We start from the raw sequence: 11493 nt of genomic DNA on the forward strand, positions 1-11493 counted from the left end.
GGGGAGGTCTAGCGCCTCACCCCTCCCACTGGAACACCTCGCCGATTTCGACGCCGAACACCTGGGCGATGCGAAAGGCGGCCTCCAGGCTGGGCGAATATTTGCCCTGCTCGATGGCGACGATGGTCTGGCGGGTCATGCCGATGCGCTGGGCCAGTTCGGCCTGGGTCATCTCGCCGGCATGAAAGCGCAGCGTGCGGATGCTGTTCCGGATCGGCGGCGGCGCCTTGCCCATCAGCGTCCCCGGCGCAGGAAAACGATCAGCGCGCCATAATGGGCCAGTTCCGCCAGCACCAGCGCCGCCACCGCGCCGTTGGCGAACAGCACCAGTCCGTTGGACAGCACCAGCGACAGCAGGGTACCGGTCCGCTCCGCCAGCCCCGCGCCGCCGAACGCCCCGAAGCCAAAGCCCAACACCGCCAGGCAGAAGATCAGCACGATCAGCACCCCGTGCGCGATCCGCGTCGCCCTCAGCCCCGCCCAGGCCTCCCGCTCGTCGCGCGCGCCCCGGTCCGATTTGCGCGACATGACCTCGACCAGGATCCCGGACGCCACCGCGACTACGATGGACAGGACGACGGCCAGAACGAAGGTCGCGCCCATCGCGCCCACGAACCCCTGCTCGGTGATCGCCCCCGACAGGGCTCGCGTCGCCAGCACCCAGAAATACCAGCCCCAGACGGCGGCCACCGACACCAGTTCGGCCCAGGCAGACTTCTCGCGATAGGACATGGAACAAGCCTCCTCAGAAGCCGCGTCGATAGAGGCGCAGCACCACCACGCAGCGGACCATTTCCGCCAGACCGATGCTCATGACCAACAGGGTCGCCACGATCAGCGCGCCGATGGCCGGCGAGATTTCGACCAGGGCGCTCAACGTCCCCGACCTGAGGCCCGACGACACCGCGATCATCACTCCCGCGACGAGCACCACCGACCAGATCAGCACCTGATAGGCCTGCGCGGCGCCGGTCCGCGCCACCAACTGTTCGCGCTCGTCGTCCGGCTCGTCGCTTTCGGCCCAGGGCATGCGCCGAGCGGCCAGGCTTAATCCGGCTTGGACCGCCGCGCAGACCAACGCTCCCGAGACCAGCAAGCCGACGAAATAGCTGCTCTCGGTCCGCGCCTCCGCGACCGCCAGATACAGGCCGAACGCGTACCACAGCCAAAAGGCGCCCATGGCGGCCAGCCCGATCCAGGCTGTCTGTTCACGAAAGCTCATCGCCGTCTCCTTCGGGCAGAGACGTCTCATAAAGCAGACATAATGTCTAATATTATTTACACGAAGACCGCTGTCCGGATTCGCGGTTCACACCGCCAGGCACACCACCCGCGCCACTTTCAGGTTTCGCCGCAGCGTCTCCGAGACCCGACCATAGTTGTCGACCGTCATGGCCCGGGCGATCGCGCCGTCGCCTCGGGCGACGCCCCGCACGGCGGGGCCCAGGGTGTCCGGCGCGGTGGTGTAGATGCGGCCCCGGCGCGGCGCCTCGGCGATGGTGACGGCGATCACCCGGCCCTCGCGATCCAGGGCCGGTCCGCCTGACAGGCCGGACAGCGTACCGTCCAGACCCCGGCTGCGACCCGCCTCGGCCCACGCCAGCACCGGCTCGTCCCGCGCGCCGCGGCCCCGCACCCGCAGGGTCTCGCGACCCAGCAGACGGGTGGTCACCTCGCCCGGTCGTCCTTGCGGATAGCCGGGATGGAAAGCGCGCTGGCCCCGACGCAGCGGCGCATCCACCGCCACCGGAAGGGGCGCGGGGCCACCCTCGGTGATCAGCATGGCGACGTCGGCGCGAGGCGCCAGACGCATGTCGGCGGCGATGGCCTGGCCGCCGCCCACCACCAGGGCCGGCTGGCGACAGCCCTCGACGACGTGCCGGGCCGTCAGCCACAGGCCTTCCGAGGCGATGGCGAAGGCGGTGCCCGACTGAGGCTGGAACGGTCCGTCGGGGGCGTCGACCACCACGGTCGGATCGAACGGCGTCAAGGGGCCCAGCAGGGGGCCCTCGGCCGGATCGGCATGAGCCTCGGGGGAGGGCGCCTCGATGCTTTCGCGGCGGCTCAAGGCGGCGACCAGGATGGCGATGACGATGGCCGCATAGACCGCCCAGTCCGGCAGGCGGGGAAAGGTCATGGCGTCAGCCGCTCAGCGCCGCGGCCAGCACCAGGGCGGTGGCCAGCTTGGCCGCGAACAGCACGATGCCGGCCGAGACCTCGGCCTCGACGATGCGCTTCGCCAGCCCCGGCAGAAGCAGATCCACGATACGGAAGGCCAGCAGCTGCAGCACCAGGGTGGCCGCGCCCCAGATCAGGATGTCGCGCAGAGAGGTCGAGGCCGACAGCGACACCGCCAGCGGAATGGCCAGGCCCAACAGCACCCCGGCGAAGGCCAGGGCGGCGGCGACATTGCCGCGCCTCAGCTGCTCCAGCTCCTTCCACGGCGTCATCAGGCTGTAGATCACCACCCCGGTCAGCAGCAGCGCCAGCGTCGCCGCCCCATGCGCCAGCGTCACCGGAAAGCCGGTGGCGAAGGCCTGGACTTCCGGGCTGCTGAGGCCGGGGACGAGGGTGGACGAGGCCATGACGCTCTGCGGTTGCGGACCCCGCCCGTCTGCCCCATTGGCGCCGCAATCCGCAAGCGCCACGGCGCCACACCCGGTCAGGAATGATGTCGGGGTGTTACGTGAGCGGGGCGTCACTCGTCCGCGTGGGAATTCCCGACGGCGAAGCTTTCGGCTTTGGGGTGCTGCGAGTTTTTTTGGCCAACCTCAATATTTCGGCCCGACTGTTGTGACCTTCCGCAGTACCGCGTCGCAATCGCCGACCAACCCACAGCGCAATCGGAATCGTGACGGCGAGAAACGTGAAGACAGTGGCCGGCCCATTATGCGTGAAGTGCCAGGAAAGGAAGGCGCACCAAGCGACAAAGAGCGCCCAGCCCCACCAGAAAGGACCTGCGACTTTCCCTGTCACGCCGCCGCCTGCTCCGCCCGTCTGACGCTCGCCCGCACCTTCTCGCTCTCGCTCTTCAGCTGCCCACAGGCGGCGAGGATGTCGCGGCCGCGGGGGGTGCGGATCGGCGAGGCGTAGCCGGCCTTGTTCAGGATCGCCGCGAACCGTTCGATGGTCTTCCAGTCCGAGCATTCATAATCGGTGCCCGGCCACGGGTTGAAGGGGATCAGATTGACCTTGGCGGGGATGCCCTTGATCAGGTCCAGCAGGGCGCGCGCCTCTTCGGGGCTGTCGTTGACGCCCTTGAGCATCACGTACTCGAACGTCACCCGCCGCGCGTTGGACAGGCCGGGATAGGCCCGGATGCCGGCCATCAGCTGAGCCAGGTCGTACTTCTTGTTCAGCGGCACCAGCACGTCGCGCAAGGGATCGTTGGTGGCGTGCAGGCTGATCGCCAGCATGGCCTGGGTGCGTTCGCCCAGCGCCTGAAGCTGCGGCACGACGCCCGAGGTCGAGACGGTGATCCGACGCCGCGACAGGGCGATGCCCTCATTGTCCGAGATGATGTCGATCGCGTCGGCGACGTGGTCGAGATTATAGAGCGGCTCGCCCATGCCCATGAAGACGATGTTGGACAGGCGCCGGTCTTCCTTGGGCGACGGCCATTCTTCCAGGTCGTCGCGCGCCACCTGGACCTGGGCCACGATCTCGGCGGCGGTCAGGTTGCGGACCAGCTTCTGCGTCCCCGTATGGCAGAAGGTGCAGTTCAGGGTGCAGCCCACCTGAGAAGACACGCACAGCGCCCCGGCCCGGCCGACGTCAGGAATATAGACGGTCTCGATCTCGATGCCCGGCGCGGTGCGGATCAGCCACTTGCGGGTGCCGTCCTTGGACACCTGTCGCTCGACGATCTCGGGGCGGGCCAGAGTGAAATGCTCGGCCAGTTTCGCCTGCATGTCCTTGGCGACATTGCTCATGGCCGCGAAGTCGGTGACGCCGAAATGATGGATCCAGTCCCACACCTGGCTGGCCCGCATCTTGGCCTTCTCGGGCGGGCAGACACCGGCCTCGATCAGCGCCTGGCGCAGGCCCTCGCGCGTCAGACCACTGAGGTTGACGGGGGCCGAAACGGCGGGCGCGGCGCGCGTGAGATCGAGCGTGACGCTCAAGGCGATGATCCTGAACGGGAAAGGGAGGCGGGCTTATATAGCACAAGATGGCGAAATGCGGGAGAGTGACGCCATGGCGGAGCCGCGACGCATCCGAGGCTGGCCCTTGTTCGGCGCGGCGCTGCTGGCTCCGGGGCTGTCGTGAGTGCTATTCGCCATCGGTGCGACGTTGATGAATCCGCCGACCCCCGCGAGCGGCGAGCCGATGGGGTTGATCTTGTCCTATGTTTGCATTGCCGGGCTCGTCACTCTCTGGGGTTCGGCTCCGGCGGCGGCCTTAGGCGGTTTGGTTCTTTACGGACTTATCGACATTCCGGAGCCATGGGCGAGAGGCGTGCTAGCCCACATGGCTGGGGGCGCACTGGCCGCCGGGCTGTATTGCGTCATCGGGGTCGGATTGACGAGATTCGCGGGTTTCCTGGGTTTCTTGCTTGCGCCGTGGGTCACTTTGGCGACGAGCGAGCTATCTGGCGACTTGTCCGGCATGGTCGCTAGTATCGTCGCGGCCGGCGCCGCCGCCGGCCTCCTTTATCACCGCCTCGCGCAAAGGGGCTGACAAGGCGGGCGGCATGACCTATATGCCGCCCTACATCGTTAGACCGGCGTCCGACGGCGCCGATTGAAGCGGCGGCCCGGATGGCCTGCCGCTTTTGTTTTGTCCGAGACCCATTTTGCGCGCCAAGACCGCCGAAGACCGCCAGTTGCTGGAGATGATCGACCCCGTGGCCGAGAGCCTGGGGCTGGCCATCGTGCGCGTGCGGCTGATGGGCGGGACCCTGCGTCGCCGGCTGCAGATCATGGCCGAACGCCCCAGTGACCACGACATCTCGGTCGAACAGTGCGCCCGGCTCAGCCGCGCCGTGTCCGAGGTGCTGGACGCCGCCGACCCGATCGCCGGCGAATATATGCTCGAGGTCTCCTCGCCCGGCATTGACCGGCCTCTGACCCGGCTGGAGGACTTCGACACCTTCCAGGGCCTGGAGGCGCGGCTCGAGACCGACCGGATGGTCGAGGGCCGCAAACGCTTCAAGGGCGTGGTGGCCGGGGTCGAGGACGACAATGTCGCCGTCGATCTGGACGGCGAGGACGACACCGCCCTGATTCCCTTCGCCTGGCTGTCCGAGGCCAAGCTGGTGCTGAACGATGACCTGCTGAAGCGCGGCGCCGCCATCCGCGCGGCCCGCGGCGAACCCGAAGACGACGGCCTGCCGGAAGGCGACGCCGACGAACCCCAACCCAAGACGACGACCAAGGACCCCCGCTGATGGCTCTCACCGGCATTTCCGCGAACCGCCTCGAACTCCTCTCCATCGCCAATGCGGTGGCCATGGAGAAGAACATCGACAAGGAGATCGTCATCGAGGCGATCGAGGAGGCGATCCAGAAGGGCGCCAAGTCGCGCTACGGCGCCCATCACGACATCCGCGCCAAGATCGATCCCAAGACCGGCGAGCTGTTCCTGACCCGCCACGTCACCATCGTGGACGACGACTGGCAGCCCGAGGACGAGCTGGAAGAGTTCAACGACGCCGCCATGGTGCGACTGTCCGACGCCGCCAAGCGCGATCCGGAAGCCGAGGTCGGCAAGGAGTATGTCGAGACCCTGCCGCCGTTCGACTTCGGCCGCGTCCAGACCCAGATGGCCCGCCAGGTGGTGACCGGTAAGGTCCGCGAGGCCGAGCGCGCCAATCAGTACGAAGAGTTCAAGGATCGTGTCGGCGAGATCGTCAACGGCACCGTCAAGCGCGTCGAATACGGCAACACCATCGTCGATCTGGGCCGGGGCGAGGGCGTCATGCGCCGCGACCAGTCGATCCCGCGCGAGGTGTTCAACATCGGCGACCGCATCCGGACCTACATCTATGACGTCCGCCCGGAGGCCAAGGGCCCGCAGGTCATGCTGTCGCGCGCCCACCCCGGCTTCATGGCCAAGCTGTTCGCCCAGGAGGTGCCCGAGGTCTATGACGGCGTGATCGAGATCCGCGCCGCCGCCCGCGACAGTGGCTCGCGCGCCAAGATGGCCGTCCTGTCCAACGACAGCTCGATCGATCCCGTGGGCGCCTGCGTCGGCATGCGCGGCTCGCGCGTCCAGGCCGTGGTCGCCGAGCTGCAGGGCGAGAAGATCGACATCATTCAGTGGAACCCGGACGAGCCGACGTTCATCGTCAACGCCCTGGCTCCCGCCGAAGTCTCCAAGGTGGTGCTGGACGAGGAAGCCGGCCGCGTCGAGGTCGTGGTGCCCGACGAGCAGCTGTCGCTGGCCATTGGCCGTCGTGGCCAGAACGTGCGTCTCGCCTCCCAGCTGACCGGCTGGCAGATCGACATCATCACCGAGGCCCAGGACTCCGAGCGCCGTCAGCGCGAATTCGCCGAGCGGACCCAGCTGTTCCAGGACGCCCTGGATGTCGATGAGGTCATTGCCCAGCTGCTGGTCACCGAAGGATTCGCCACGGTCGAGGACCTGGCCTTCGTCGAGCCCTATGAGATTTCCGACATCGAGGGCTTCGACGAGGACACCGCCGAAGAACTGCAGGCCCGCGCCAACGACTATCTGGCCAAACAGGCCGCCGAGCTGGACGACAAGCGCAAGGAACTGGGCGTCGAGGACGGCGTCCTGGAAGTGCCGGGCGTCACCCTGCCCATCGCCGTGGCTCTGGGCGAGGGCGGCGTGAAGACAGTCGAGGATCTGGCCGACCTGGCGACCGACGAGGTGCGCGGCGGCTACGAGCAGCGCGGCGCCGAGCGGGTCAAGGTTCCGGGCGTGCTGGAAAGCTTCAATCTCAGCCAGGAGGACGCCGAGATGCTGATCCTCCAGGCCCGTGTCGCCGCCGGCTGGATCGACGCCTCGGAACTGCCCCAGCCCGAGCCGGAATACGAGGAGGAGGGCTTCGACCCCGAGGATCCCGAAGCTGTCTTCGGCGGGCCCCAGGACGACGACGCGCCGAGCGAGCCGGAATCGGCCGAGGGCGCGGACCTCGAACCCGCGGAAACCGAGGTCTTCGCCGAAGACCTCGAAAAATCCCGCGACGCGTGATGGAGCCCCTGACCGTCCATGAGCCTCGCGAAAGCGACATCGGAGCGTGAACGCCGCGACCTCGTCACCCGCGAGGTCATGGAGGAATCACGCCTGATCCGCTTCGTCGCGGGGCCGGACGGCCAGGTTGTCCCCGATCTGGCTCGCCGCCTGCCCGGTCGCGGCCTGTGGGTCGCGGCCGACCGCGCCTCGGTCGAGACGGCGGCGAAGAAGGGCTTGTTCGCCCGCGCCGCCAAGGCCCCGCTCAAGGCCGCCCCTGACCTGCCGGATACCCTCGATAAGCTCTTGAAAAAGCGCTGCCTCGAGCAGTTGGGCCTTGCCCGACGCGAGGGTGTGCTTATCTCCGGGTTCGAGAAATCCGCCGCCGCGATCCGCGGTGGTCGGGCGGTCTGGCTGATCGAGGCGTCGGACGGATCGGCCGATGGGCGCGGCAAGCTCCTTGGCCTGGCGCGCCATCAAGTACCGCCCCCCGGCATCTGCGGGGCGTTTTCCGCCGAAGAATTGGGTTTGGCCCTCGGGCTGGAAAATGTGATACACGCCGTCCTGCTTGCGGGCGGGCGCGCTGATCGATGGACCGAGGAGGTCCAGAGACTGGCGGGATTTCGAGCGCTCCGACCTGGGAGCTGGGACCAGGCGACGCCCTCGGGCGGCGCCGGCGCCGGCGCCGAGAGCGGATCAGGAGAGGCCTTGGACGGGCGGGGTTCCGGTTCCTGAAGGGAATTGGGGCTTTGCGCGTCCGTTTGCGTTTGACGAAGGAACGGCGGGATTTCTCCCGCCGACAGTAAAAGCGACCGAATGAGCGACGACAAAGACAAGACCGACGACGGCAAGCCGCAGGCCCCCACCGGGACTCCGTCCCAGACTGGGCCACGTGCGCCGCTGAGCCTGAGGCCGCGCCAGCAGGGAGCGGTCGCGGCCGGCACCGTGCGCCAGAGCTTCAGCCACGGCCGGTCCAAGACCGTGGTGGTCGAGACGAAGCGCCGCGTAGGCGGGCCCTCGCCGGTCCAGCGCCAGCAGGGCTTCGACGTCGCGCGTCCGCGTCCGCAAGGCCAGTCGGCTCCGGCGCCGTCGCGGCCCGCCCAGGCCGCGCCGGCCGGCGACGGCGGCTTGTCGTCGAGCGAGCAGGAGGCTCGTCGCCGCGCCATTGAGGCGGCCAACGCCGACCGTGTGAAGCGCGAAGCCGAGGCCCGGGAAGCTGAAAAGCGCGCCGCCGAGGCCAAGAAGCAGGCCGAGGCCAAGGCCTCCGAGGCCGCCCAGACCGCCGCCAAGGAGGCCGCCGACGCCCGCGCCGCCGCCGAGCGGGCGCGCGAGCAAGCCGCGGCCCTGGCCGCCGCAGCGCCGGCTCCGGCCCCGACGCGTCGCGCCGCCGCCAAGCCGGCCGAAACGACCAAGGTCGAGGCTCCGGCGCCGGAGGCTCCCAAGCCCGCCGAACCCGCGCCGCGCCCCGCCGCGCCGAAGCGGCCGGAGGTCAACTTCGGCCAGCGCGCCCCGCGTCCCGGCCAAGGCAAGAATCCTTATGGTCAGCGCGCTCCCGCCCCGAGTTTCGGCGGACGATCGGTGCGTGAACAGGCCGCCGGTGGTGGCGAACGCAACTATGTCGAACGTCCCCAGCAGGGCGCGGGCGCAGGGTCCGGCTCGGGTCGCCCGCCCGGCGCCCGTCCGGCCCAGCCGGTGCGCTATTCGGCCCTTGATCCCCGCCCGGCGCCCGGCGCCCGCGGTCCCGCCGGCGCTCGGCCCGGGCCCGGCGGCCGCGCGGCCCCGAACCAGCCTCCGGCCCAGCCTGAGGTGGCCCGGCCCAGCCGCGCCGCCTTCGGCCGACCGGCCGGCAGCCGCGCCGAAGAGGATCGTGACAAGCGCTTCTCCGACGCCGGCAAGGCCGTCAGCCGCACGCGTGGCGAGCCCAAACGCCGCGAAGGCCGCCTGACCATCCAGTCCGTGGCCGGCGACGGCGACACGGCCGAGCGCATGCGCTCGCTGGCCTCGGTCCGCCGTGCCCGTGAACGCGAGAAGGAAAAGCGCAAGGGTGGCTCCACCGACGCGCCGAACCGTCCGCGCGAGGTGGTCATTCCCGACACCATCACCGTCGGCGAACTGGCTAACCGCATGGCCATCCGCGGCGCCGATGTCGTCAAGTTCCTGATGCGTCAGGGTTTGATGCTCAAGATCAACGACGTGATCGATTCCGACACGGCCGAACTGGTCGCCGACGAGTACGGCATGGCGGTCAAGCGCGTGTCGGAAAGCGACATCGAAACCGGCTTCTTGCAGGAAGACGACGACACGGGCGCCACGACGTCTCGCGCCCCGGTCGTCGCCATCATGGGTCACGTCGACCATGGCAAGACCAGTCTGCTGGACGCGCTGCGCACCACTGACGTGGCGGGCGGCGAGGCCGGTGGCATCACCCAGCACATCGGCGCCTATCAGGTCCGGACCAAGGACGACCAAGCGGTCACCTTCCTCGACACCCCGGGTCACGCCGCCTTCTCGGCCATGCGGGCGCGCGGCGCCGACGTGACCGACATCGTGGTGCTGGTCGTGGCCGCCGACGACGGCGTCATGCCCCAGACGATCGAGGCCATTCAGCACGCCAAGGCGGCCGAGACCCCGATCATCGTGGCGGTCAACAAGATCGACAAACCCGACGCCGACCCCCAGCGGGTCGTCAACGAGCTGCTGCAGTACGAGGTCATTTCCGAAGCTCTGGGCGGCGACACCCAGATCGTGGAAGTGTCGGCCAAGAACCGCACCAATCTCGACGGTCTGATCGACGCCATCCTGGTCCAGGCGGAAGTCATGGACCTGCGCGCCAACCCCGACCGCTCGGCCGAGGGCGTGGTCATCGAGGCCAAGCTCGACAAGGGTCGCGGCCCGGTCGCGACCGTTCTGGTCAAGCGCGGCACGCTGGAGCGCGGTGACATCGTCGTGGCCGGCTCGGCGTGGGGCAAGGTCCGCGCCCTGCTCAACGAGCGCAACGAACAGGTCAAGGAAGCCGGCCCGGCCATGCCGGTCGAAATCCTCGGCCTGGATGAGGCGCCCAGCCCGGGCGACGTTCTGGCCGTGGTCGAGAGCGAGGGCCGCGCCCGCGAGCTCACCGAGTATCGCGCCCGCATCAAGCGCGAGCAGACCACCGGCGCCGCCGGTCAGGTGTCCCTGGCCGACATGATGGCCAAGCTGGGCTCCAAGAAGATCTCGGAACTGCCGGTCGTTATCAAGTCGGACGTCCAGGGCTCGGGCGAGGCCATCCAGGGCTCGCTCGAGAAGATGGCCACCGACGAGGTTCGCGCCCGGATCATCTATTCCGGCGCGGGCGGCATCACCGAGAGCGACGTCAACCTGGCCAAGTCCGCCGGGGCGCCGATCCTCGGCTTCAATGTCCGTGCGTCCAAACAGGCCAAGGACCTGGCGGATCGCGAGGGGGTCGAGATCCGCTACTACTCGATCATCTACGACCTCTTGGATGACATCAAAGGCGTGCTTTCGGGCATGCTTTCGCCGCTTCAACGCGAGACCTTCCTGGGCAATGCTCAGGTTCTGGAGGTGTTCGACATCACCAAGGTCGGCAAGATCGCTGGTTGCCGGGTCACCGAGGGCGTGGTCCGCAAGGGCGCGCGCGTCCGCATCATCCGCGAAGATGTTGTGGTGCTCGAACTGGGCACGCTCCAGACGCTCAAGCGCTTCAAGGACGAGGTCAACGAGGTGCAGTCGGGCCAGGAGTGCGGCATGCACTTCCAGGGCTTCCAGGACATCAAGCAGGGCGATTACATCGAGTGCTTCACCGTCGAGGAAATCAAGCGCACGCTGGACTAGCGGTCGGACTGGCGATCGGCGCGGCCGCCCTGGCCACGCCGGCCGCCGCCGACGTCCGGTTCATCGCCTTCGATCCGGCCAACGATCTCACGCGGTCGTTGACCCAGGGTGTGACGCTGGAGGTCGATCGCGGCTGGTTCGGCCGCGTCGATGTCCGGCGCCTCTATTCCACCGGCTCGCGCGGATCGGCCGGTCTGGACAAGGCCGCCAATGCCCAGGCACGCGCGGTGCTTCCGACCGGCTCCTCCGAGAGCGACAGCTACCAGATTGAAACCGAGGGTGACGGACGCGCCCTGGCTAACGCCCTGTGTCCCGGTTCGACCGAGACCTGGCTGGTCATGGGCAAGCCCCGTCTGGCCCGCCCGCTGACCGTCCACGCCGTGGGCCGCTGGTCGGACGGCCAGTGGCGGCATTGCGCCCGTCTCAGCTATCAGTTCCGGGGTGAGTGGGCCGAGCCGCCGCGGGACGGCCCGGCCGACAGCACGCCTCCCGGGCGATAGGGCTTTGCGTCCGGTCGAGCCCGGC

General features: G+C 68.7%; 12 protein-coding genes. 6 read left to right on the top strand and 6 right to left on the bottom strand.

The window, feature by feature from the left end:
• Positions 1–16: 16 nt before the first annotated feature.
• From EES48_RS11240 to rlmN, 6 genes are all read right to left on the bottom strand, one after another.
• Complete coding sequence (locus EES48_RS11240; protein ID WP_122466841.1) at positions 17–235, bottom strand: helix-turn-helix transcriptional regulator; 219 nt, start codon at positions 233–235, stop codon at positions 17–19.
• Positions 235–732 carry a hypothetical protein gene (locus EES48_RS11245; protein WP_122466843.1) on the bottom strand — a complete coding sequence of 166 codons (498 nt, stop codon included), beginning with the start codon at positions 730–732 and terminating at the stop codon, positions 235–237. The genes EES48_RS11240 and EES48_RS11245 overlap by 1 nt, the downstream gene beginning before the upstream one ends.
• A 13-nt stretch (positions 733–745) precedes the next feature.
• The gene (locus tag EES48_RS11250; RefSeq protein ID WP_122466845.1) at positions 746–1222 is read right to left on the bottom strand and encodes a hypothetical protein; all 477 of its coding nucleotides are present in this window, start codon (positions 1220–1222) and stop codon (positions 746–748) included.
• A gap of 87 nt (positions 1223–1309) precedes the next feature.
• The gene (locus EES48_RS11255) at positions 1310–2137 is read right to left on the bottom strand and encodes a S1 family peptidase (RefSeq protein ID WP_122466847.1); all 828 of its coding nucleotides are present in this window, start codon (positions 2135–2137) and stop codon (positions 1310–1312) included.
• 4 nt (positions 2138–2141) lie between these two features.
• Positions 2142–2585, bottom strand: a complete 444-nt coding sequence (locus EES48_RS11260) for a DUF350 domain-containing protein (RefSeq protein ID WP_122466849.1) — start codon at positions 2583–2585, stop codon at positions 2142–2144.
• A 387-nt stretch (positions 2586–2972) separates the two neighbouring features.
• Complete coding sequence (gene rlmN / locus EES48_RS11265) at positions 2973–4124, bottom strand: dual-specificity RNA methyltransferase RlmN (RefSeq protein WP_122466851.1); 1152 nt, start codon at positions 4122–4124, stop codon at positions 2973–2975.
• A gap of 145 nt (positions 4125–4269) precedes the next feature.
• On the opposite strand from rlmN, the gene EES48_RS11270 reads away from it, so the two are divergent.
• From EES48_RS11270 to EES48_RS11295, 6 genes are all read left to right on the top strand, one after another.
• A complete protein-coding gene (locus EES48_RS11270; RefSeq protein ID WP_162998128.1) occupies positions 4270–4680 on the top strand; it encodes a hypothetical protein in 411 nt (136 codons plus the stop codon).
• 115 nt (positions 4681–4795) lie between these two features.
• Positions 4796–5389, top strand: a complete 594-nt coding sequence (gene rimP / locus EES48_RS11275; protein WP_122466855.1) for a ribosome maturation factor RimP — start codon at positions 4796–4798, stop codon at positions 5387–5389.
• Positions 5389–7158: a transcription termination factor NusA gene (nusA, locus tag EES48_RS11280; RefSeq protein ID WP_122466857.1), complete on the top strand. Its 1770-nt coding sequence runs from the start codon at positions 5389–5391 to the stop codon at positions 7156–7158. Before rimP ends, nusA begins: the two co-directional genes overlap by 1 nt.
• An 18-nt stretch (positions 7159–7176) precedes the next feature.
• Positions 7177–7872, top strand: a complete 696-nt coding sequence (locus EES48_RS11285) for an RNA-binding protein (protein WP_122466859.1) — start codon at positions 7177–7179, stop codon at positions 7870–7872.
• Positions 7873–7953: 81 nt separating this feature from the next.
• Entirely contained in the window at positions 7954–10968 is a 3015-nt protein-coding gene (gene infB / locus EES48_RS11290) for a translation initiation factor IF-2 (RefSeq protein WP_122466861.1), read from the top strand.
• Complete coding sequence (locus EES48_RS11295; RefSeq protein WP_240623327.1) at positions 10929–11468, top strand: hypothetical protein; 540 nt, start codon at positions 10929–10931, stop codon at positions 11466–11468. Before infB ends, EES48_RS11295 begins: the two co-directional genes overlap by 40 nt.
• Positions 11469–11493 lie beyond the last annotated feature (25 nt).

The organism is Brevundimonas lutea, assembly GCF_003704105.1.
GTDB classification, from domain to species: Bacteria; Pseudomonadota; Alphaproteobacteria; order Caulobacterales; family Caulobacteraceae; genus Brevundimonas; species Brevundimonas lutea.

Excerpts from the sequence above, each read along its gene's own strand:
- infB (WP_122466861.1), top strand. The coding sequence starts at position 7,954 with ATGAGCGACGACAAAGACAAGACCGACGACGGCAAGCCGCAGGCCCCC.
- EES48_RS11255 (WP_122466847.1), bottom strand. The coding sequence starts at position 2,137 with ATGACCTTTCCCCGCCTGCCGGACTGGGCGGTCTATGCGGCCATCGTC.
- nusA (WP_122466857.1), top strand. The coding sequence starts at position 5,389 with ATGGCTCTCACCGGCATTTCCGCGAACCGCCTCGAACTCCTCTCCATC.
- EES48_RS11240 (WP_122466841.1), bottom strand. The coding sequence starts at position 235 with ATGGGCAAGGCGCCGCCGCCGATCCGGAACAGCATCCGCACGCTGCGC.
- EES48_RS11285 (WP_122466859.1), top strand. The coding sequence starts at position 7,177 with ATGAGCCTCGCGAAAGCGACATCGGAGCGTGAACGCCGCGACCTCGTC.
- EES48_RS11260 (WP_122466849.1), bottom strand. The coding sequence starts at position 2,585 with ATGGCCTCGTCCACCCTCGTCCCCGGCCTCAGCAGCCCGGAAGTCCAG.
- EES48_RS11245 (WP_122466843.1), bottom strand. The coding sequence starts at position 732 with ATGTCCTATCGCGAGAAGTCTGCCTGGGCCGAACTGGTGTCGGTGGCC.
- EES48_RS11250 (WP_122466845.1), bottom strand. The coding sequence starts at position 1,222 with ATGAGCTTTCGTGAACAGACAGCCTGGATCGGGCTGGCCGCCATGGGC.